Raw genomic sequence first — 22,567 nt, forward strand, 5'->3', positions numbered from 1 at the left:
CAGTATATTTCTGGCCTTATGAAAATTACCCGCTCAGGTTATAAAGCCCGGTACACCATAAGCCATATTTTTTTAGTCATATATGCTGTAATTTTATTTCCACTCACAACAATTCTCTAATTACCCCCACTCATTAACCACAATAAATGTCGGTAGTTGCTCTGGTTAAATGATTAAAAAACAATAAGTTAAATTAGAATTAATCACAATAACCCCTTGATTTATTTTATAAAAATGGAACATTGAATCGGCTATTTAGCTATTCTTCTACTGAAATAATTAAGCACAGAATATTTTGCTCAAGCTATTACCTACGGGTACCTGGCTGATCCAGCGTTGAGGTTGACAACATTACCCGAAACACGTATCACTATGGGCAAGACAAAATTTAATGGAGTCTGATTCAATGATTCGATCCACTCGCCTACTAAGCCTACTACTAAACGCATCTCATTTGCGCGGTAGGCTTGTGGGCGGAATCAATCACTGATTCAGACTTGCAAAACTTAAAAAACCCGCGCCAATGCGCGGGTTTTTTTATGCTCGTAGCACGGCGACAAAGAAGATAGGGAAGGAATACGATGAGCCAACAAGTTATTATTTTCGATACCACGCTGCGTGACGGTGAACAGGCGTTACAAGCCAGCCTGAGCGTGAAGGAGAAATTACAAATCGCGCTGGCGCTGGAACGTATGGGCGTGGACGTGATGGAAGTCGGTTTTCCGGTCTCTTCACCCGGTGATTTTGAATCGGTGCAAACGATCGCCCGCACCATCAAAAACAGCCGAGTCTGTGGTTTGGCCCGTTGTGTGGAAAAAGATATTGATGCCGCTTATGAGGCGCTGCGTGTTGCCGAGGCGTACCGTATCCATACCTTCCTGGCCACGTCCCCTATGCATATCGCCACTAAACTGCGTAGCACGCTGCCGGAAGTGATCGAGCGCGCGGTCGCGATGGTGAAACGTGCCCGTAACTATACTGATGACGTAGAGTTCTCCTGCGAGGATGGTGGTCGTACGCCTATCGACGATCTGTGCCGCGTGGTAGAAGCAGCCATTAACGCCGGTGCCACGACTATCAACATCCCGGATACCGTCGGTTACACCCTGCCCCACGAATACAGCAACATCATCTCTTCACTCATTAATCGTGTACCCAACATCGATAAAGCCATTCTGTCTGTTCATACCCACGACGATTTAGGTATGGCGGTAGGTAATGCCGTTGCTGCTGTACACGCCGGCGCACGTCAGGTAGAAGGCACGTTGAATGGCCTGGGCGAGCGCGCCGGGAACTGCGCGCTGGAAGAAGTGATCATGACGATCAAAACCCGCAGCCAACTGATGAATGTCCATACCAACATCAATCACCATGAAATTTATCGCACCAGCCAGATTGTCAGCCAAATCTGCAACATGCCGATTCCGGCCAACAAAGCTGTTGTAGGCTCAAATGCATTCGCACACTCATCGGGCATCCATCAGGACGGCGTGCTGAAAAACCGTGAAAACTACGAAATCATGACGCCGGAATCCATCGGCCTGAACCAAATTCAGCTGAATCTGACCTCTCGCTCCGGCCGCGCAGCCGTGAAGCACCGTATGGAAGAGATGGGCTATAAAGAGAGTGATTACAGCATGGATGCGCTGTACGACGCTTTCCTGAAACTGGCGGATAAAAAGGGCCAGGTATTTGACTATGACCTGGAAGCGTTGGCATTCATCAACAAACAGAATGAAGAACCTGAGCACTTCCAGTTGCAAGATTTCAACGTACAGTCAGGTTCCAATATTACCGCAACGGCTTCTGTTAAGTTGAACTGCGGTGAAGTTGAGCATGAAGAGGCAGCAACCGGCAACGGGCCGGTTGATGCGGTATATCAGGCGATTAATCGCATTACCGACTTTAATACCGAGTTAGTGAAATACCAGTTGAGCGCCAAAGGCCACGGCAAAGACGCTCTGGGCCAGGTAGACATTGTGGTGAACTATAACGGTCGTAAATTCCACGGCGTTGGCCTGGCGACAGATATTGTCGAATCCTCGGCGAAAGCGATGATTAATGCCCTGAATAATATCTGGCGTGCCCGCCAGGTCGAACACGAATTACAGCGTAAATTTAAAAATAAAGATCAAAAGGAAGCGGTATAACCATGTCGAAAACTTATCATATTGCGGTATTACCTGGTGACGGTATCGGTCCGGAAGTGATGGCGCAGGCCGCTAAAGTTCTGGATGCGATCCGTACCCGTTTCGGTATGCGCATTACCACCAGTGAATATGACGTTGGCGGCATCGCTATCGATCACCACGGCACACCGTTACCCGCCGCTACGATTGCCGGCTGTGAACAGGCTGACGCTATTCTGTTCGGTTCAGTCGGCGGCCCTAAGTGGGAGCATCTGCCACCCGCGGAGCAGCCTGAACGTGGCGCATTGCTGCCACTGCGCAAACATTTTAAGTTGTTCAGCAACCTGCGCCCGGCCAGCCTGTACAAAGGCCTGGAAGCTTTTTGCCCACTGCGTCGCGATATTGCCGATAAAGGTTTTGATATCCTGTGCGTACGCGAACTGACCGGCGGCATCTACTTTGGCCAGCCGAAGGGGCGTGAAGGCAGTGGCATGCATGAACGCGCGTTTGATACCGAGGTTTATCACCGCTTCGAGATCGAACGCATTGCCCGCATTGCCTTTGAATCTGCACGTAAACGCCGTAACAAAGTTACCTCGATTGATAAGGCAAACGTGCTGCAAACATCAGTAATGTGGCGTGAAATCGTGAGCGAAGTGGCAAAAGAATATCCCGATGTTCAACTCAGCCATATGTACATCGATAACGCGACCATGCAGCTGATCAAAGATCCCTCACAGTTTGACGTCCTGCTCTGTTCTAACTTATTCGGTGATATTCTTTCCGATGAATGCGCCATGATTACCGGCTCAATGGGCATGCTGCCTTCTGCCAGCCTGAACGAGCAAGGATTTGGCCTGTACGAACCCGCGGGCGGTTCAGCGCCGGATATCGCCGGTAAAAATATTGCAAACCCGGTGGCGCAGATCCTGTCGCTGTCGCTGCTGCTGCGCTACAGCCTCAACGCTGACGCTGCGGCGGACGCAATTGAGCGCGCCATTAACCGGGCTTTAGCAGAAGGTTTCCGCACCAGCGATTTAGCCGGTGACGGTCAGGCAATCAGTACGGATGAAATGGGTTCAGTTATTGCCCGCTTTATCGCCGAGGAAAAATAAAAATGAGCAAAACTTTATACCAGAAGTTATTTGATGCACATGTCGTCCATGAAGCGCCAAACGAAACCCCGCTGTTATACATTGACAGACATCTGGTGCATGAAGTCACCTCGCCGCAGGCGTTTGACGGACTGCGCACGCACGGTCGTAAAGTGCGCCAGCCGTCAAAAACCTTCGCCACCATGGATCACAACGTCTCAACCCAGACGAAAGATATCAATGCCTCTGGCGAGATGGCTCGTATTCAGATGCAGGAGCTGATCAAAAACTGTGCCGAGTTTGGCGTGCAGTTATATGACTTGAACCACCCTTTCCAGGGGATTGTTCACGTTATTGGTCCCGAGCAAGGCATGACCCTGCCAGGCATGACTATCGTTTGTGGCGATTCGCATACTGCCACTCATGGTGCCTTTGGCTCACTGGCTTTCGGTATCGGCACCTCAGAAGTTGAGCATGTTCTGGCGACGCAAACCCTGAAACAGGGCCGTGCGAAGACCATGAAAATTGAAGTGACCGGTAAAGCGGCTCCGGGCATCACCGCGAAAGATATCGTGCTGGCGATTATTGGCAAAACCGGCAGTGCCGGCGGTACCGGCCACGTTGTCGAGTTCTGCGGTCCGGCTATCGAAGCCTTATCGATGGAAGGCCGAATGACATTGTGTAATATGGCGATTGAACTGGGCGCGAAAGCGGGCCTGGTCGCACCAGATGACACCACTTTCGCCTACCTGAAAGACCGTCAGTTTGCCCCGAAAGGCAGCGACTGGGAGGAAGCGGTCACCTACTGGCGTACGCTGAAATCCGACAGCGATGCTGCATTTGATACCGTCGTCACGCTGGATGCTGCCAGTATTTCCCCTCAGATAACCTGGGGCACTAATCCCGGCCAGGTCATTGCGGTTAATCAGATAATCCCTAACCCAGCCTCCTTCAGCGACCCGGTAGAGCGTGCTTCTGCCGAAAAAGCGCTGGCCTATATGGATCTGCAACCCGGCATCAAATTGAGTGATGTACGTATCGATAAAGTCTTTATTGGTTCCTGTACTAATTCCCGTATAGAAGATTTACGTGCGGCGGCAGAAATTGCCAAAGGCCGTAAAGTGGCGAATGGCGTGCAGGCTATCGTCGTGCCAGGTTCCGGCCCGGTGAAAGCGCAGGCGGAAGCAGAAGGTCTGGATAAGATCTTTATTGAGGCAGGCTTTGAGTGGCGCTTGCCCGGCTGCTCCATGTGTCTGGCCATGAACAATGACCGCCTGAATCCTGGCGAGCGTTGCGCGTCGACCAGTAATCGTAACTTTGAAGGCCGTCAGGGGCGCGGTGGACGCACACACCTGTTAAGCCCGGCAATGGCCGCAGCGGCAGCCGTAAGCGGCCATTTCGCCGATATTCGCGAACTGAATGAAGGACATTAATCATGGCAACGAAATTTACTCAACATACCGGTATTGTGGCGCCACTGGACGCCGCTAATGTCGATACCGACGCCATTATCCCGAAACAGTTTCTGCAAAAAGTGACGCGCACCGGGTTTGGTCAGCATCTGTTTAATGACTGGCGCTTTCTGGATGATGCCGGTCAGCAGCCCAACCCAGATTTTGTACTCAACAAACCAGAATTTAAGGGTGCCAGCATCCTGCTGGCTCGTGAAAATTTTGGCTGTGGCTCATCACGTGAACACGCGCCCTGGGCACTGACCGATTTCGGATTCCATGCGGTGATTGCCCCAAGCTTTGCGGATATCTTTTACGGTAACTCATTCAATAACCAACTGTTGCCGGTGAAATTAACTGAAGAGCAGGTTGACGAGATGTTTGCACTGGTGAAGGCCGATCCTGGTGTGCAATTCACCGTGGACCTGGAAAAACAGATCGTGACCGCCGGGGACAAAACCTACGCGTTCGAGATCGACAGCTTCCGTCGCCACTGCATGATTAACGGGCTGGACAGTATCGGCCTCACGCTGCAGCACGATGCTGCCATTGGTGAGTACGAACAAAAACAACCCGCGTTTCTGCACTAAGCCACTCAGAGCCCCTGCCTGCAAGGGGCCCCCGCTATTCGCCTTTAGTGATCTGAGCGCGTCCCGATGAGCTGACATCAGTCAGTGATTCGGGGGCGCGAAGGCCGCTAACAAGGCTGTGGCAGTGAGAACCTCAGCAATTAGCCAAAGCCATCGCTGTCACAGCGAGGCAGCAACTGAGCGCGTCCCGATGAGCTGACATCAGTCAGTGATTCGGGGGCGCGAAGGCCGCTAACACGGCTGTGGCAGTGAGAACCTCAGCAATTAGCCAAAGCCATCGCTGTCACAGCGAGGCAGCAACTGAGCGCGTCCCGATGAGCTGACATCAGTCAGTGATTCGGGGGCGCGAAGGCCGCTAACACGGCTGTGGCAGTGAGAACCTCAGCAATTAGCCAAAGCCATCGCTGTCACAGCGAGGCAGCAACTGAGCGCGTCCCGATGAGCTGACATCAGTCAGTGATTCGGGGGCGCGAAGGCCGCTAACACGGCTGTGGCAGTGAGAACCTCAGCAATTAGCCAAAGCCATCGCTGTCACAGCGAGGCAGCAACTGAGCGCGTCCCGATGAGCTGACATCAGTCAGTGATTCGGGGGCGCGAAGGCCGCTAACACGGCTGTGGCAGTGAGAACCTCAGCAATTAGCCAAAGCCATCGCTGTCACAGCGAGGCAGCAACTGAGCGCGTCCCGATGAGCTGACATCAGTCAGTGATTCGGGGGCGCGAAGGCCGCTAACACGGCTGTGGCAATGAGGGCGCAGGCTAATTCAGACATCCCGTACGCGCAACGTTAACCCCAATGAAACCAACGCCAACAGTAATGCCAGCCAGTACACTGCGTGATGACCAAATGTTTCGGCTAACGTGCCTTGCAGCACACCTGCCATGATCACCCCGGTTGAAATACTGTTCGTAAACAAGGTGGTTGCGGCACCGGGCCTGCCGGGCATCAGATCCTGAAAGTAAAGCATGCCAATACCTGCAATGATCCCGATAAAGATTGCATTGAAAATTTGTATCAGCATCAGCATGGTACGGGTATGAAACAGCACTAGCCCGAGATAGAAGAGCACGCCTGCCCCGATGGCAAACAGCATCATTTTGCGTTTACCCACGCGTTTGACGTAGTGCCCTGCCAGCAGCATTGCCGGAATTTCCAGCCCGGCGGCAGTCCCCATCAAGAGCCCAGCCAGCCGATCCGGCAGACCCAACACGCTGCTGATATACAGTGGCATATCAATGATGTACATGGTATTGCAGGTCCACATCGTCATTGACGCGATAAATAGCATACGGACGTCCTTGTCCCTCCAGGCGCTGATTTGCGTGAGCAATACGTCTGGTGATTGCGTTTTTCTTGGTACTGAGGGTAAGGCAAACCAAACTAACGCCAGACAGATAACAAACAGCACTGCCGCCACGATAAACATGGTGGTAAAGCCATAATTGAGCGCCAATGTAAACGCCAGCGGCGGCCCAATCACCCACGCCAGCGAGAGCTGCGCGCGCATGATTGAACTAAACATGACCACCTCACGTGCAGAGCTATCCGCGTATTCACGCGCCAGTGCAAAAATCTGTGGCATCACCACACTGGCCAACGCCGAAAACAGTACCCCCAGCGTAATAAGCGTCAAATAATGACGGTTAAACGCAAAAAGTAACGCGTTAAACAGCGCCATCAGGCAGCAAAACAGGATGAGCATGCGGCGATCGCCACGATTATCCGAACGCCTGGCGAGTAACAGACTTACCACAATCCCCGCCACCGCATTCATTGTGTAGAAAACCCCCACCCAAAGTGGACGCGCCTCGACCTCCCGAGTCAAAAACAGGCTCAGCGTGGGCGCCTGAAGCGCACCCGCCACGCCGACCATAAAAGAGACGGCCATAAATGCCATATAGACCGGATTAATCAGGTGACGACGCGTGAGAAGCGATTTCATACCGTAATCCTTCACTGGACAATAAACAGGGGTAAGGAGGTCAATGACAAATAAGAAACGTAGAAGAAACCACAGTGAAAAGAAAAAAGCCAGCAGACGTTGAGGTCGCTGGCTGGTGAAAAGCACCATACTCAGAAGTTGATTTCGCAAATAACCCGCAGCGTTGCTTACGGTTACGTGGGAAACCTCAATGTCAGAGCGCCATTCAAATTGAATGCCTCCCGCCCTTTCATCTTGGAACATTATGGTCATAATATAGGGAATTAAAAACTGATGACTTTCAGCATGGAGTTCCCCTTTTATGTCTTCTCCTCGCTTGCAACAGCAGTTTATTCGCCTGTGGCAAAGCTGTAACGGTCAGCCACAGGAGACCACGTTAAGCGATTTAGCTGTGCAACTCAGTTGCTCGCGGCGTCATATGCGTAACCTGCTGAATGCCATGCAGAAAGAAGGTTGGCTGCACTGGCAGGCCGAGGTGGGACGGGGAAAACGCTCAACGCTCAGTTTTCACTATACCGGTCTGGCGTTGCAACAACAGCGAGCGGAAGAACTCCTGGAACAGGATCGCATTGAACAACTGGTTCAACTGGTTGGTGATAAAAATCAAGTACGTCAAATGCTTACCTCACATCTTGGACGTAGTTTCCGTCAGGGTAAACACATTCTGCGCGTCCTTTACTATCGTCCGTTGCTCAATTTGCTGCCGGGGTCCCCTCTTCGACGCTCGGAAACACATATTGCTCGTCAGATTTTCAGCAGCCTTACGCGTATAAATGAGGAAAATGGGGAAATCGAACCCGATATTGCCCACCACTGGCAAAATATTACACCTACCCATTGGCGTTTTTTTCTCCGTCCGGCGATTCATTTTCATCATGGGCGGGAGCTGGAACCCGAAGATGTTATCACCTCATTACGGCGCCTGACTGCTCAACCGCTTTTTAGCCATATCGATCGTCTTCTCTCTCCAGCGCCCTGGACGTTGGATATCCATCTCAACCAACCCGATCGCTGGCTTCCATGGCTATTAGGAAGTATTAGCGCCATGATTTTGCCTAAGGAATGGCCCACATTACCCAACTTTGCGCGTCAGCCCATCGGCACCGGCCCCTATTCAGTAGTACAGAACCAGAAGTCACAGTTAAAAATTCAGGCATTTGACGACTATTTTGGTTTTCGTGCGTTAATTGATGAAGTCGCTATTTGGGTATTACCTGAAATTTCTGAAGAGCTGGTCTATTCAGGAGTCAAACTTCAGGGGAGTCGCCAGGATGAAAAATCGGAGGAGAGCCGCCTTGAAGAGGGGTGTTATTTCTTGCTGTTCGATCAACGTTCCGAAAAAGGGCGAACGGAAGAAATTCGCCGTTGGGTATGCAGCGTTTTTAACCCAATTGCACTGCTCAGTCATTCCGGTACCGGCTATCAACGCTATTGGTTTCCGGCTTATGGATTACTGCCACGCTGGCACCATCGCCGTGATATGGCGTCGGTAGAAAAACCTGCGGGGCTGGAGAGTCTGACAATAACCTGGTACAGCGATCATATCGAAAACCAGGAGATCGCCAACGCGCTAGCGCCGATCCTGGCGACAAATGGCGTGAAACTCCTCACACAGCAGGTTGATTATGAATGCTGGTACCAGGGCGATGCCGAGAGCGATATCTGGCTTGGCAGTGCAAACTTCAGTTGGCCGGTTGAATTCTCGCTGTTTGCTCTGCTGTATGAAATACCGCTTCTGCATCATTGCATCGATATTCCCTGGGAGCAGGATGCACAACGCTGGCGTGAACAGACGCTATCACTCGCAGACTGGAGCCGTCGACTGGTAAACAGCTACAGCCTGCATCCGCTTTTTCACCACTGGCTGCTGCTGGAGGGACAACGCAGCATGCGTGGGGTACGAATGAACACGCTGGGTTGGTTTGATTTTAAATCCGCCTGGTTTGCCCCCCCCGAGACATGACGCTTTCGTTACCGGGCGGAAGCCACTAGAATGGTGCGTTCTCAACGGGGTGCGGAAAACCTTGTTAATGTGAAGATCGCGAGTACTGCCTGACACAGGATCAACGCCTGCGCAGCCAATTTAAAACGCCGCGAGCAAGTGTTCAGCCGAAGTCAGCCAGCACGCAGCACCCGCAGCATACAAAAGTATGTGAGGAGTGCGAGTCCTGCCTGACACAGGATCAACGCCTGCGCAGCAAGTTTTCCGCTGAGATAAAACCCGTCGAACCTGATCCGGCTCACTACCGGCGTAGGGATTTGAGAAATCCACTCAGATCCTTTGCGACTCAACTATGACTCTCTTCAGGAGCGCAAAGTGTTAAAAAAAGTCCTGCCCTTTCTCTGGTTTCTGGCCTCGCCGGTGTTCGCCGCCGCGCCAACCTTAACCGTTTACACCTATGATTCATTCTCTGCCGATTGGGGCCCGGGTCCGGCGATTAAAAAATCGTTCGAAGCCGAGTGTCAGTGTCAATTGAAATACGTCGCGCTGGAAGATGGCGTATCACTGCTGAACAGACTACGGATGGAGGGAAAAAACAGCAAAGCGGACGTCGTGCTGGGCCTGGATAATAATCTTGTGCAGGCAGCGGGAAAAACCGGCCTGTTTGCGGAAAGCCAGGTCGATACACGTAATCTTGCGCTGCCGGGTGGCTGGACCAATAAAACCTTCGTTCCCTACGATTATGGCTATTTCGCTTTTGTGTATGATAAAAACAAGCTGAAAACCCCGCCCCGAAGCTTAAAAGAGTTGGTTGAAAGCCCACAGAACTGGAAGGTGATTTACGAAGATCCCCGCACCAGTACCCCGGGACTCGGCCTATTACTGTGGATGCAAAAAATCTATGGCGACGATACGCCACAGGCGTGGCAAAAACTGGCGAAAAAAACCGTCACCGTCACGAAAGGCTGGAGCGAAGCCTATGGCCTGTTTCTGAAAGGCGAAGGCGATCTGGTGCTGAGTTACACCACCTCTCCGGCCTATCACATTATTGAAGAGAAAAAAGACCAATATACCGCCGCAGATTTTGCTGAGGGCCATTACCTGCAGGTGGAAGTTGCCGCACAGTTGGCAAGCAGCAAACAACCTGAACTGGCCCAGCGTTTTATGCAATTTATTGTGAGCAAGCCGTTTCAGCAGACAATCCCTACCGGTAACTGGATGTATCCAGTGATAAAAAGCGATTTACCGCAAGGTTTTGAACATCTCAGTGTCCCAAAAACAGCACTGGAATTTAGCCCTGAAGAGGTTGCCAATAAACGCGCGCAGTGGATAAGTACATGGCAACGCGCCGTCAGCCAGTAATTGCCGGCTGGCTACTACCCGGCAGCCTGAGCGCCGCGCTGCTGATTGCCGTCGCACTGCTGGCTTTTCTCGCACTGTGGCTAAACGCACCCGCTACTGACTGGCGCGGGCTCTGGCATGACGATTATCTCCGTCATGTGCTGGCCTTCTCATTCTGGCAGGCGCTACTTTCTGCGCTGCTGGCGGTGGTGCCTGCTGTTCCTCTCGCACGGGCACTCTTCCGTCGGCGCTTCACCGGCCGCCGGGCATTACTGCGTCTGTGCGCCATGACGCTGGTATTACCGGTGCTGGTGGCGGTATTCGGGATTTTGACCGTTTATGGACGCGAGGGCTGGCTGGCGCAGCTATGTGCGTTTATCGGCATCGAATACCGCTTTTCACCCTATGGATTGCAGGGGATCCTGCTGGCGCATGTTTTCTTCAATTTACCGCTAGCAACGCGTTTACTGTTACAGGCGCTGGAACAGATACCCGGAGAACAACGCCAGCTAGCCGCCCAGCTAGGGGTTCGTGGTTGGCACCACTTCCGACTGGTAGAGTGGCCCTGGCTCCGACGCCAAATTCTGCCTGCGGCCGCGTTGATTTTTATGCTCTGCTTCGCCAGTTTTGCCACGGTGCTGTCGCTCGGCGGCGGGCCGAAAGCCACCACGATTGAACTGGCTATCTTTCAGGCACTCAGCTTTGATTACGATCCTGGCCGCGCCGCCCTGTTAGCATTGATTCAGATGCTTTGTTGCCTTGGGCTGGTAATGCTAAGCCAGCGTTTAAGTAAAGCCATTCCCGTCGGAACTGCTACGTTAACCCGTTGGCGCAATCAGGAAGACAGTCTGCAGGCGCGATGTCTCGATTTTTTGCTAATTCTGCTGGCGTTACTGTTACTGCTACCGCCGCTACTGGCCGTTATGATTGACGGTCTTCATCAGGGGATGAGCCGCGTATTAATCCAGCCTGCACTGTGGCAAGCAACCGCCACCTCTCTGCGCATCGCCGCAGGCGCAGGCGTGCTGTGCGTCACGCTCACAGTAATGTTGCTCTGGAGCAGTCGTGAACTGCGTCTGCGGCAGCACGCACTCGCCGGTCAAGCCATTGAGCTGAGCGGGATGCTGATCCTGGCGATGCCCGGTATTGTGCTGGCAACAGGCTTTTTCCTGTTACTTAACAACACGATTGGCCTGCCCAGCTCCGCTGATGGTCTTGTGGTTTTTACCAACGCGTTGATGGCCATTCCCTATGCGATGAAGGTGCTGGAAAACCCGATGCGGGATATTGCGGAGCGCTATAACCGACTGTGTATTTCACTGGATATTCATGGCTGGAATCGTCTAAAACTCATTGAATTTAAAGCGCTCAAACGTCCTCTGGCACAAGCGTTAGCCTTTGCCTGTGTCCTGTCGATCGGTGATTTCGGCGTGGTTGCGCTGTTTGGTAATGACAATTTCCGTACATTGCCCTATTACCTGTATCAACAAATTGGCTCTTACCGTAGCCAGCAGGGAGCAGTCACCGCATTGCTGCTGCTGACCCTCTGTTTTTTACTGTTTACGCTTATTGAGAAAATACCGGGACGCCATGCTAAAACTGAATAATGTCACCTGGTTATATCAACACTTACCAATGCGTTTCTCACTGGAAGTGCAGGCAGGAGAACGAGTTGCGATCCTGGGGCCCAGCGGAGCCGGGAAAAGTACACTACTGAGTCTGATTGCCGGTTTTCTGGAGGCTAACAGCGGTAGTATGTGGCTCAATGACCACGACCATACGCAAAGCCCACCGGCAAAGCGCCCTGTCTCGATGCTGTTTCAGGAGCATAATCTGTTTCCGCATCTCACGGTGGCGCAAAATATCGGGCTCGGCGTCAATCCGGGCCTGAAACTGAGCCATGTACAGCAACACACTATTACCGATATCGCCCGCCGGGTTGGGTTGAATGAGCATCTGCAACGGCTGCCCGCAGAGCTGTCGGGGGGGCAACGCCAACGCGCAGCATTAGCCCGCTGTCTGATACGTCAGCAACCTATCTTGCTACTGGATGAACCTTTCTCGGCCCTTGATCCGGCGCTACGTAAAGAAATGCTGGCATTGGTGAATGACGTCTGCCGTGAACGCCAAATCACCTTGCTGATGGTTTCCCACAGCATTGAGGACGCACAGCAGATCGCCGAACGTAGCGTACTGGTGGTTGACGGACGCATTTACTGGGACGGCCCCACCGATCTGTTAATGGCCGGTAAGGTAAGAGAAGCGGAAATCCTTGGAATTAACGTAATCTAAGCGGGGCTCACGCCCCGTCAGACCGGCTTAGCGGCCAACAAATACCTGCCACAGTAAATGGCGAAATAGCGGCATCATCGGATGAAACTGAATCGCAATGAAGCTGGCGGCAGCAAGGATAAAGCCTAGCGGCGCCAGCCAACGTAGCCGCTCACCGGGCAAATATGGTGTCGCCCAGTCGCTCTGCTTACCTGCGCGCCACCAGCGCCAGCAAAGCCAGACGCCTGACCAAACCAGCAACGCCACCGCCAACAATAACCATTTAAACAAGCCGCTTTGCGCATCTTTAGGCACATCTATCGCTACACCGGCTAAAATCCCGGGCAAGAAATAGAGCGGTGGCCACAGCAGGCAGCCAATGATATTCGGTGGAATAAACTTTCTTACCGGCAGTTCAAGCATACCGGCAACCATCGGAATTAATGGCCGCGTTGGCCCAATAAATCGTCCGACCAGGATGGTAAACATGCTGTGCTGATGCAGCGCATGCTCCGTTTTGTCCAGCATCGCTTGATGTTTTTTCAGGAAAGACCAGCGGTGGAGCGGTCCTTTAAACTGCCAGCCAATATAATAAGATATCCAGTCGCCTAAAAAACAGCCGATAATACCTGCTCCCCAGGCCGGATAAAGCCCCATCTTCCCGCTGCCAATCAGCGCACCAAGGGTAGCCATAAGCACCGTGCCCGGCAGCAATAATCCCACCAGTGCCAGCGACTCAAGGAAAGCCACCATCATGACTGCGACCAGCGACCAGGCCAGCGACTGCGTTATCAAATGTTCCAGCCAGGCTTCCATAATATTCTATCCAGGTAATCGGAAAGAGGGGATTGTCCTGACCTGCTGCTGGAGCGTCAAGCGCTGTTTCATCTGTTGGAAGGTTGATTAACGCAGTTTTTACTTTTTCAATCCTTCTTCCAAAAAAACAACAGAAAGGAACTGTATAAATAAACATGTTATTATTATGTCAGCTAAAAAACGAAGGTTGATACGTGAATAACTCAGGCGCAGGCTTTTTGCTGACCCGTCACTGGCGGGATACTCCCGGCGGGACAGAAGTGGTGCTATGGCTGGCAACGGATCAGGGCCCCCTGCGGCTGGTGCTACCGTTTCAGGAGTCCGTCGCGTTTTTTCCCGCGGAATACCAGCACATGGCACAGCGACTTCTGGAAAATGAACGTCACTATCGCTTGACGCCTCTCACGCTAAAAGATTTTCGCCAGCGTCCCGTTACCGGATTGTACTGCCGCCAATATCGCCAGTTACAGCGGCTGGAAAAAATACTGCAAGATAACGGCATCCCCGTTTACGAGGCCGATATTCGCCCCCCCGATCGCTTCTTGATGGAGCGCTTTATTACCGCACCGGTGTGGTTCGACGGCGAACCTAACGGCAATAGCCTGATCAACGCTCGCCTCAAGCCTAATCCGGACTATCGGCCCCCCTTAAAATGGGTCTCACTGGATATTGAAACCACGCAGCACGGTGAACTCTACTGCATTGGGTTGGAAGGGTGTGGTCAGCGCCAGGTTTATATGCTGGGCCCGGAAAATGGTGATGCCAGCCAGCTCGATTTTACACTGGAGTATGTTGCCAGCCGCCCACAGCTGCTGGAAAAGCTGAATAACTGGTTTCAACAGCACGACCCCGATGTAATCATTGGCTGGAATGTGGTGCAGTTTGATCTGCGGGTTCTGCAAAACCATGCTGAACGCTATGGTGTTCCCCTCCGTTTAGGCCGGGACGGGGAGCCGATGGAGTGGCGGGAGCACGGGTTTAAACCTGGCGTATTTTTTGCCCAGATGGCAGGACGTCTGGTGATTGATGGTATTGATGCACTGAAATCGGCATTCTGGAACTTCTCTTCCTTTAGCCTTGAAGCCGTTTCACGTGCGCTGCTGGGCGAAGGCAAAGACAGTGAGAATCCGTGGCAACGCATGGAAGAGATCAATCAGCGCTTTGCCCATGATAAACCGGCACTGGCACGTTATAACCTCAAAGACTGCGAGCTGGTCACGCGTATTTTCCAACACACTCAACTGATGCCCTTTTTGCTGGAACGTGCAACGGTCAATGGCCTGCCGGTCGATCGTCACGGCGGTTCGGTCGCCGCATTCAGCCATCTTTATCTTCCGCGCATGCACCGAGCTGGCTTTGTCGCTCCCAACCTCGGTGACGTTGCACCGCAAGCCAGCCCCGGTGGTTATGTTATGGACTCCCGGCCGGGTCTGTATGATTCAGTACTGGTGCTGGATTATAAAAGCCTCTACCCCTCGATTATTCGTACCTTTTTAATCGACCCCGTGGGGCTGATTGAAGGCCTGGCGCATCCGCAGGATAACAATTCGATAGCGGGTTTTCGTGGCGCCCGCTTTTCCCGGACTCAACACTGCCTGCCGGAAATTGTTAACCAAATTTGGCAAGGACGGGAGCTGGCAAAAAAACAGGGCAACAAACCCCTCTCCCAGGCACTGAAAATTATTATGAACGCGTTTTATGGCGTACTGGGCACCAGCGCCTGTCGCTTTTTCGATCCTCGCCTCGCGTCATCCATTACTCTGCGCGGGCATGAAATTATGCAACAGACCAGGCAACTCATTGAAGCAGAAGGTTATGATGTCATTTATGGCGATACGGATTCCACTTTCGTTTGGCTCAAGTCGGCACACGATGAAGAACACGCTGCGGAAATCGGTCAGCATTTAGTGAGGCAGGTTAATCACTGGTGGCGTGAACATCTGCAACAATTTGGTCTGGAAAGTGCGCTCGAGCTGGAATTTGAAACCCATTTTTGCCGCTTTCTGATGCCCACCATTCGCGGTGCGGAACAGGGCAGTAAAAAACGCTACGCGGGATTGATTCGTGAGGCAGGCAATGAACGTATGGTATTTAAAGGCCTTGAAACCGTACGTACCGACTGGACCCCGCTGGCTCAGGAGTTTCAACAGGCACTCTACTGGCGTATCTTTAAACAGCAGCCCTATCAGGCGTTCATCCGCGAAACGGTACGCCAGTTACTTGAGGGGGAACTGGACGATCGCTTAGTCTACAAGAAGCGGCTGCGGCGCCCCCTGAAAGAGTATGAGCGCAATGTTCCCCCCCACGTACGGGCGGCGCGCCTGGCTGACGAGCAAAACAAAAAGCTGGGCCGCCCTCTGCAGTACCAAAATCGGGGAACAATACGCTATGTGATGGCGACTTCCGGCCCCGAACCGCTGGAAGCACGGAGTACACCACTGGACTATGATCATTATTTGATTCGACAGCTCCAGCCAGTAGCCGATGGCATACTGCCCTTTATGCAGGATGACTTTGCTACATTAATAACAGGTCAGTTGGGGCTGTTTTGACAGGTGACGAAAGCGTTACCTTCCAGTACCATAACGCTCTTCCTGAACTCCACCACTGAACCTCTTGCCAGCCAGCCTGCCTGGCCGCAATGCTATTGCCTGAGGGCGAGTTCTTCCAAACATATATATAGCCTACGTACTGGGCTGACGCGCACAAAGAGAGTGCAAGAATAGCGATGAGCATCGTTGATTCGGCACTTTCCTCACCGCGACGGTATCAGTGCAAAGGATATTAAGAGAATCGAGCCAACTATCTATGCCTTTTACACTTGGTCAACGCTGGATAAGCGATACGGAAAGCGAACTGGGATTGGGAACTATTGTTGCAGTCGATGCACGTATGGTGACGGTACTTTTTCCTGCTACCGGTGAAAACCGTCTCTATGCCCGAAATGATTCTCCTATTACTCGCGTAATATTTAACCCGGGCGATACCATCACCAGCCATGAAGGTTGGAAAATGGAGGTTGAAGAAGCGATCGATGAAAACGGTCTGATGACCTATCTCGGCAAACGCCTCGATACAGAAGAGAGCAGCGTAACGCTACGCGAGGTAATGCTGGACAGTAAACTGGTGTTCAGTAAGCCTCAGGACCGCCTGTTTGCCGGGCAGCTCGATCGCATGGATCGCTTTGCACTGCGCTTTCGCGCACGTAAATATCATAGTGAGCAATATCGTCTGGCCATAAGCGGTCTGCGTGGCATGCGCACTAACCTGATTCCCCACCAATTGCATATCGCCCACGATGTCGGTCGACGTCACGCACCACGCGTACTGCTGGCTGATGAAGTCGGTTTAGGTAAAACCATTGAAGCGGGGATGATCATTCATCAGCAACTGCTAGCGGGCCGGGCCGATCGTGTATTGATCGTGGTACCTGAAACCCTGCAGCATCAGTGGCTGGTCGAGATGCTTCGCCGCTTTAATTTGCGTTTCGCGCTGTTTGATGACGATCGCTATGCCGAAGCACAACACGACAGCGATAATCCGTTCGATACCGAACAGTTAGTCATTTGCTCGCTGGATTTCGTGCGCCGCAATAAACAGCGTCTGGAAAAGATGGCCGATGCTGACTGGGATCTGCTGGTGGTTGATGAGGCGCATCACCTGGCGTGGAGCGAAGGTGAACCCAGTCGCGAATATCAGGTCATTGAACAACTTGTTGAAAATATTCCCGGCGTGTTGCTGCTGACCGCAACGCCGGAGCAGCTCGGTATGGAGAGCCACTTTGCCCGCCTGCGCCTGCTCGATCCCGATCGCTTCCACGACTTCGCACAATTTGTGGAAGAGCAACAAAATTATCGTCCGGTCGCCGATGCTGTCGCGATGCTGCTGGCAGATAAGCAGATTTCAAGTGAAGAGATGAACCTGCTTAACGACCTGGTTGGTGAGCAGGATATCGAGCCCTTGTTGCAGGTCGCGAACAGTAATCATGAAGGCAAGCAGGCCGCGCGCCAGGAACTGATAAGCACTCTGATGGATCGCCACGGCACCAGCCGTGTACTGTTCCGCAATACGCGTAACGGCGTTAAGGGCTTCCCTAAGCGCGAGCTGCATCAAATCCGCCTGCCGTTGCCAACACAATATCAGACCGCGATTAAAGTCTCCGGCATTATGGGGGCACGAAAATCAGCAGATGAGCGCGCTCGTGACATGCTCTATCCGGAGCAAATTTATCAGGAATTCGAAGGCGACAGCGGCACCTGGTGGAATTTTGATCCTCGCGTTGAATGGTTGATGGGCTATCTAACCAGCAACCGTGATGAAAAAGTGCTGGTGATCTGCGCCAAAGCTGAAACCGCACTGCAGCTGGAACAGGTCCTGCGCGAGCGTGAAGGTATTCGTGCCGCCGTATTCCATGAAGGTTTATCAATTATTGAGCGTGACCGTGCGGCAGCCTACTTTGCTACCGAAGAGGGGGGAGCTCAGGTGCTGCTGTGCTCAGAAATCGGTTCTGAAGGACGCAACTTCCAGTTCGCCAGCCGTATGGTCATGTTCGATCTGCCGTTCAATCCGGACCTGCTGGAGCAGCGAATCGGTCGCCTGGATCGTATTGGTCAGGCGCATGAAATTCAGATTATGGTGCCCTACCTGGAGAAAACCGCGCAGTCCGTGCTCGTCCGCTGGTACCACGAAGGGCTTGATGCCTTCGAACACACCTGCCCTACCGGCCGAGCGATTTACGATCGGGTTTATCAACCACTGATTGACTTTCTGGCCGCGCCTGAAAATCCTCAGGGTCTGGACGCGTTTATTGCCGACTGTCGTCAGCAACATGACGATATCAAGGCGCAGCTGGAACAAGGACGCGATCGCCTGTTGGAGCTTAACTCCAACGGTGGCGAGCACGCGTTGGCGCTGGCAGAACGCATCGGCGAGCAGGATAATGACATCGAGCTGGTTAATTTTGCGCTGAACCTGTTCGACATTGTCGGCATTAATCAGGAAGATCGCAGCGATAATATGATCGTACTGACGCCGTCGGATCATATGTTGGTTCCCGATTTCCCTGGCCTACCGGAAGATGGCTGCACCATCACATTCGATCGTGCACAAGCACTTGCGCGAGAAGATGCGCAGTATGTTACCTGGGAGCATCCGATCATTCGTAACGGCTTGGATCTGATCCTCTCCGGCGACACCGGCAGCTGTGCCCTGTCTCTTCTGAAGAATAAAGCCTTACCGGTTGGGACACTGCTACTGGAACTGATCTATGTGGTAGAAGCACAGGCACCAAAACACTTGCAGCTGACGCGTTTCCTTCCGCCAACGCCCATCCGTATGCTGGTTGACAGCAAAGGGACCAATTTGGCAGGGAAAGTGGAATTTGAGAGTTTTAACCGCCAGCTCAATGCGGTAAATCGACACAACGGCAGCAAGTTGGTTAATGCGGTGCAACAGGACGTACATGCGATCCTGAAGCTTTCGGAAGACCAGGCCGCTACAGAAGCACGCTTGTTGATTGATAAGGCTCGCCAGGACGCGGATGAAAAACTGAGTGCCGAACTCTCGCGACTGGAAGCGCTAAAAGCCGTGAATCCGAATATTCGTCAGGATGAAATTGACGCGCTTGAAAGCAATCGTGAACAGGTGCTGGCCAGTCTGAACGATGCAGGCTGGCGACTTGATGCACTACGTTTGATTGTGGTCACTCATCAGTAACTTTCAATATGGGGCGAGTCACTCGCCCCTACGGATGATGACAATGGAACCTTATAATCCGCCCCTGGAACCCTGGCTGCACGTTCTTTACCAGGATGAGCATATTATGGTGGTCAATAAACCCAGCGGGTTATTGTCCGTCCCGGGCCGTCTTGAGGAGCACAAAGACAGCGTGATGACGCGGATTCAGCGCGATTTTCCCGCTGCAGAATCGGTGCATCGACTGGATATGGCTACCAGCGGCATTCTCGTCGTGGCCCTCACTAAAGCGGCGGAACGTGAACTCAAGCGCCAGTTCCGTGAGCGTGAGCCACAGAAAAGCTATGTCGCACGCGTATGGGGACATCCACAGCCAGAAAAAGGCGTGGTTGATCTCCCGCTGATTTGCGACTGGCCGAACCGGCCCAGGCAGAAAGTCTGTTTTGAAACCGGAAAAAATGCACAAACCGACTATCAGGTGCTGGAGTACGCGGAAGATAACAGCGCGCGAGTCCAGCTAAAACCGATTACCGGGCGCTCACATCAGCTACGCGTGCATATGTTGGCACTGGGGCATCCTATTCTTGGCGATAACTTTTATGCGCACGCTGAAGCACGATCCCGGGCAACACGACTGCAACTCCACGCAGAAAGTCTGACCATCACGCATCCGAAGTACGGCACGGCAATGACGTTTCGGCAACCTGCTGACTTCTGAATTTAGTCAGCCAAAAGCATCGGCAATACACCTGAAAATAATAAGGTCACGCGCCGATGCTCCCTTTCTTTTTTTATAACAGATATGACCTGTTGTATTTCACGCCGAGCGATATGGACCTCCTCGATAAATATGCGTATCTTCCTTGGGCCGCCGTTTTGAATACAGCGGATAAGGCTTAAAGCCTTTTAAAACCTAATGTTTAAAAAAAAATAACAAATCACTATGCCCTAAATCTCCCGGGTTGTATCAAGGCTGCAAGCGCGGGCCCGTACAGCAAACCTCAGGCTCATAACATCGCGATGGGCCGTTAAAAGAGTCAAGCAGTACGGGTCAGTTAAGGCGGTCTGGATTGATGCGTCCTGCGTAGGGTGGGTATATAACAGGAAGACATTTATGGCATGCGGACAGACATTATTTAAACTAAGCGCTCTTGCAGTATTAGCAGGGATCGGTTCACCGGCATTTGCATTCGATTCACTGGCCGTATTTGGTGATAGCCTCAGCGATACGGGTAATAACGGACACTGGATCTGGAATAGCAATCAGAACAAACTTTATGACGAACATCTTGCGGAACATTTCGGACTGCACCTGAGCCCTTCCCGTACAGGCGGCAACAATTATTCTGCAGGTAATGCGACAGCAGAGCCAACACTCAATCCTGCCGATAATACGCAGGATCAGGTGAAGGAATATCTCCGCAGGAACGGCGGCAGAGCCGATAGCAAAGGCCTTTATATCCATTGGATCGGCGGTAACGATCTGGCCGCGGCCGCGAGCCAACCGACCAAGGCCCAAGCGATTGTTGCTAACAGCGCAGCCAGTGCGGGCGCACAGATCGGTATGCTGCTGGATGCCGGCGCAGGGCTGGTTGTTGCACCAAATGCACCAGATATCAGCGCGACCCCTTTTGTGATGGAGTCAGTACTTACTGCAGGGCTGGGAGCGGCAGCAACATCCGCAATCAAAGCGGCTTATGCATCTCTGAACGCCGCGCAGACCCCGGATCTTGCTAGCCGTCAGCAGGCTATACATCGTGCGCTTCTGGCTGCAGCCTCCTCTCTCAGCAACGATCCGCAAACCCAGCAGGCTATCGCGGCCAAATTAATCGCCGCTTATGATGCGACGGTGAAGCAAATTTCCTCGCTGACCGACTACTACAATGCCGTGCAAAGCCATACGCTTGCGCAGCACGGTGGTAACATCGCCGTGGCGGACATTAATGGTCTTTTCCACGAACTGCAGGCAAATCCCTATGCCTTTGGCTTGACCAACACCGCAGGTATGGCTTGCCCTCCTGGTGTACCCGCGTCTGAGTGCTCAACATCCACACCGGGATTCAACCATGCAGGGGACTATCTTTTCTCCGACCATTTCCATCCCGGACCCATAGTCCACGCGATTATCGCACAGTATATTGAGTCAATCATCAGCGCACCGGTGCAGGTAACCCATCTGAACCAGGGTATACAGTCGATGGTTCGCGGCACGCGTTCAACGCTGGATAGCCGTTACCAACAACTGCGTCAAATCGATAACCCAGTAGGGACAGTGGGCGTTTTCGGTGGCTACAGCGGTGGATATCAGCACGTTAGTAGTCGTAGCGAATCCGGTGGCGGGCACGAAAACAACAATAACCTGTCGGTCGGTGTCGATTATCAGTTAACCGATAATCTGCTGGTAGGTGGACTTATCGCTGGCTCGCTGGATAAACAGCGTCCGGACAGCAATTATCGTTATAACACCAGCGGATTCCAGGCAATGCTGTTCAGTCAGCTGCGTGTTGGCCAGGCATGGCTTGATGGCGATTTCCACTATCTGACGGCGGACTTCTCCGATATCCAGCGCACCATCACGCTCGGAAAACAAGTCCGGACCGAAAAGGGTGACACCAATGGCGCATTGTTGGGCGGGCGGTTGACCGCCGGTTATGATTTCGCGGTGACTCAATGGCTCACCACCGGTCCTATGTTGCAATATGCCCTGGATTACAGCCAGGTTGATGGCTATAGCGAAAAAGGGACAGGCATTACCGCGATGCGTTTCGGCGATCAAACAGCCCACTCACAAGTAGGAAGCGTGGGCTGGCGAGTCGATGCTCACGTCGGCAGCGTTACCCCATGGGCGCAGGTCAATTATCGCCATCAGTTTGGTGATGACAGGTACAGTGCCAATGGTGGCTTAAAATCAACACCTCTGACCTTCAGCCGCGAGGGTGAAACTCAGGATACTAACTGGGTCGATTTCGCCGTGGGTGCCAGCCTGCCGATTTCTGATTCCGTGTCTACCTTCGCCGCCGTATCGCAAACTGGCGGCCTGAGCAACGGCAACCAGACTAACTATAACGTCGGTATTAGCGCGAAGTTCTGATTTTTCACCCAGGCAATCGTTATCCCCTGCAAACTTTACGCAGGGGATAACCTTCGGACTTTCCCTACTCCGCCCCCCATTTACCCCCTCGGCGGAACCACTACCTGCGCGATAACGTCTGGTGGTCCCGACATTGGTTTTTCAACCCTGCGCTGAAAGATAACGTTGCCCAAAGGAACCGGAGGAAGATAATCACCACTAAAGTCT

The 22,567-nt window shown here is 52.6% G+C and carries 15 protein-coding genes; 13 read left to right on the forward strand and 2 right to left on the reverse strand.

Annotated features, from left to right (window positions below; all coding sequences use genetic code 11):
• The first annotated feature begins 406 nt into the window (after positions 1 to 406).
• The 5 genes from leuL to leuD all read left to right on the forward strand — a co-directional run bounded on the left by leuL (position 407) and on the right by leuD (position 5,264).
• Positions 407 to 490, forward strand: a complete 84-nt coding sequence (gene leuL, locus J1C60_RS18730) for a leu operon leader peptide (protein ID WP_128179596.1) — start codon at positions 407 to 409, stop codon at positions 488 to 490.
• 91 nt (positions 491 to 581) lie between these two features.
• Positions 582 to 2,150, forward strand: a complete 1,569-nt coding sequence (gene leuA / locus J1C60_RS14645; protein WP_128179558.1) for a 2-isopropylmalate synthase — start codon at positions 582 to 584, stop codon at positions 2,148 to 2,150.
• Between the two features lie 2 nt (positions 2,151 to 2,152).
• Entirely contained in the window at positions 2,153 to 3,244 is a 1,092-nt protein-coding gene (leuB, locus tag J1C60_RS14650; RefSeq protein ID WP_128179559.1) for a 3-isopropylmalate dehydrogenase, read from the forward strand.
• 2 nt (positions 3,245 to 3,246) lie between these two features.
• Positions 3,247 to 4,656, forward strand: a complete 1,410-nt coding sequence (leuC, locus tag J1C60_RS14655; protein WP_128179560.1) for a 3-isopropylmalate dehydratase large subunit — start codon at positions 3,247 to 3,249, stop codon at positions 4,654 to 4,656.
• Between the two features lie 2 nt (positions 4,657 to 4,658).
• Positions 4,659 to 5,264, forward strand: a complete 606-nt coding sequence (leuD, locus tag J1C60_RS14660; protein ID WP_128179561.1) for a 3-isopropylmalate dehydratase small subunit — start codon at positions 4,659 to 4,661, stop codon at positions 5,262 to 5,264.
• A gap of 762 nt (positions 5,265 to 6,026) precedes the next feature.
• On the opposite strand, the gene J1C60_RS14665 is transcribed toward leuD, so the two are convergent.
• Entirely contained in the window at positions 6,027 to 7,205 is a 1,179-nt protein-coding gene (locus tag J1C60_RS14665) for an MFS transporter (protein WP_128179562.1), read from the reverse strand.
• Between the two features lie 301 nt (positions 7,206 to 7,506).
• Between J1C60_RS14665 and sgrR the strand changes: the two genes are divergently transcribed.
• The 4 genes from sgrR (at position 7,507) to thiQ (ending at position 12,780) form a co-directional block, all read left to right on the forward strand.
• Positions 7,507 to 9,168: an HTH-type transcriptional regulator SgrR gene (gene sgrR / locus J1C60_RS14670; protein ID WP_128179563.1), complete on the forward strand. Its 1,662-nt coding sequence runs from the start codon at positions 7,507 to 7,509 to the stop codon at positions 9,166 to 9,168.
• Positions 9,169 to 9,522: 354 nt separating this feature from the next.
• Positions 9,523 to 10,509, forward strand: coding sequence for a thiamine ABC transporter substrate binding subunit (gene thiB / locus J1C60_RS14675; RefSeq protein ID WP_128179564.1), 987 nt, complete (start codon positions 9,523 to 9,525; stop codon positions 10,507 to 10,509).
• Entirely contained in the window at positions 10,485 to 12,095 is a 1,611-nt protein-coding gene (gene thiP / locus J1C60_RS14680; RefSeq protein WP_128179565.1) for a thiamine/thiamine pyrophosphate ABC transporter permease ThiP, read from the forward strand. Before thiB ends, thiP begins: the two co-directional genes overlap by 25 nt.
• The gene (gene thiQ / locus J1C60_RS14685) at positions 12,079 to 12,780 is read left to right on the forward strand and encodes a thiamine ABC transporter ATP-binding protein ThiQ (protein ID WP_128179566.1); all 702 of its coding nucleotides are present in this window, start codon (positions 12,079 to 12,081) and stop codon (positions 12,778 to 12,780) included. Before thiP ends, thiQ begins: the two co-directional genes overlap by 17 nt.
• A gap of 27 nt (positions 12,781 to 12,807) precedes the next feature.
• Here the strand turns inward: thiQ and J1C60_RS14690 are convergent, their stop codons facing one another.
• Positions 12,808 to 13,575 (reverse strand): DedA family protein, encoded by a 768-nt coding sequence (locus J1C60_RS14690; RefSeq protein WP_128179567.1) that lies wholly within the window; start codon positions 13,573 to 13,575, stop codon positions 12,808 to 12,810.
• Between the two features lie 194 nt (positions 13,576 to 13,769).
• On the opposite strand from J1C60_RS14690, the gene polB reads away from it, so the two are divergent.
• The 4 genes from polB (at position 13,770) to J1C60_RS14710 (ending at position 22,360) form a co-directional block, all read left to right on the forward strand.
• Positions 13,770 to 16,127: a DNA polymerase II gene (gene polB, locus J1C60_RS14695; protein WP_128179568.1), complete on the forward strand. Its 2,358-nt coding sequence runs from the start codon at positions 13,770 to 13,772 to the stop codon at positions 16,125 to 16,127.
• 256 nt (positions 16,128 to 16,383) lie between these two features.
• Complete coding sequence (rapA, locus tag J1C60_RS14700; protein WP_128179569.1) at positions 16,384 to 19,290, forward strand: RNA polymerase-associated protein RapA; 2,907 nt, start codon at positions 16,384 to 16,386, stop codon at positions 19,288 to 19,290.
• A 37-nt stretch (positions 19,291 to 19,327) separates the two neighbouring features.
• Positions 19,328 to 19,987: a bifunctional tRNA pseudouridine(32) synthase/23S rRNA pseudouridine(746) synthase RluA gene (rluA, locus tag J1C60_RS14705; protein WP_128179597.1), complete on the forward strand. Its 660-nt coding sequence runs from the start codon at positions 19,328 to 19,330 to the stop codon at positions 19,985 to 19,987.
• 396 nt (positions 19,988 to 20,383) lie between these two features.
• Entirely contained in the window at positions 20,384 to 22,360 is a 1,977-nt protein-coding gene (locus J1C60_RS14710) for an autotransporter outer membrane beta-barrel domain-containing protein (protein WP_128179570.1), read from the forward strand.
• The last annotated feature ends 207 nt before the right edge of the window (positions 22,361 to 22,567 follow it).

Source organism: [Pantoea] beijingensis, assembly GCF_022647505.1.
Lineage (GTDB): Bacteria > Pseudomonadota > Gammaproteobacteria > Enterobacterales > Enterobacteriaceae > Erwinia > Erwinia beijingensis.

Bases quoted from the DNA above. Each gene is read 5' to 3' on its own strand.
- J1C60_RS14665 (WP_128179562.1), bottom strand. From the start codon at position 7,205: ATGAAATCGCTTCTCACGCGTCGTCACCTGATTAATCCGGTCTATATG.
- rapA (WP_128179569.1), top strand. From the start codon at position 16,384: ATGCCTTTTACACTTGGTCAACGCTGGATAAGCGATACGGAAAGCGAA.
- J1C60_RS14710 (WP_128179570.1), top strand. From the start codon at position 20,384: ATGGCATGCGGACAGACATTATTTAAACTAAGCGCTCTTGCAGTATTA.
- leuB (WP_128179559.1), top strand. From the start codon at position 2,153: ATGTCGAAAACTTATCATATTGCGGTATTACCTGGTGACGGTATCGGT.
- leuD (WP_128179561.1), top strand. From the start codon at position 4,659: ATGGCAACGAAATTTACTCAACATACCGGTATTGTGGCGCCACTGGAC.
- leuL (WP_128179596.1), top strand. From the start codon at position 407: ATGATTCGATCCACTCGCCTACTAAGCCTACTACTAAACGCATCTCAT.
- leuA (WP_128179558.1), top strand. From the start codon at position 582: ATGAGCCAACAAGTTATTATTTTCGATACCACGCTGCGTGACGGTGAA.
- leuC (WP_128179560.1), top strand. From the start codon at position 3,247: ATGAGCAAAACTTTATACCAGAAGTTATTTGATGCACATGTCGTCCAT.
- thiP (WP_128179565.1), top strand. From the start codon at position 10,485: ATGGCAACGCGCCGTCAGCCAGTAATTGCCGGCTGGCTACTACCCGGC.
- rluA (WP_128179597.1), top strand. From the start codon at position 19,328: ATGACAATGGAACCTTATAATCCGCCCCTGGAACCCTGGCTGCACGTT.
- sgrR (WP_128179563.1), top strand. From the start codon at position 7,507: ATGTCTTCTCCTCGCTTGCAACAGCAGTTTATTCGCCTGTGGCAAAGC.
- thiQ (WP_128179566.1), top strand. From the start codon at position 12,079: ATGCTAAAACTGAATAATGTCACCTGGTTATATCAACACTTACCAATG.
- J1C60_RS14690 (WP_128179567.1), bottom strand. From the start codon at position 13,575: ATGGAAGCCTGGCTGGAACATTTGATAACGCAGTCGCTGGCCTGGTCG.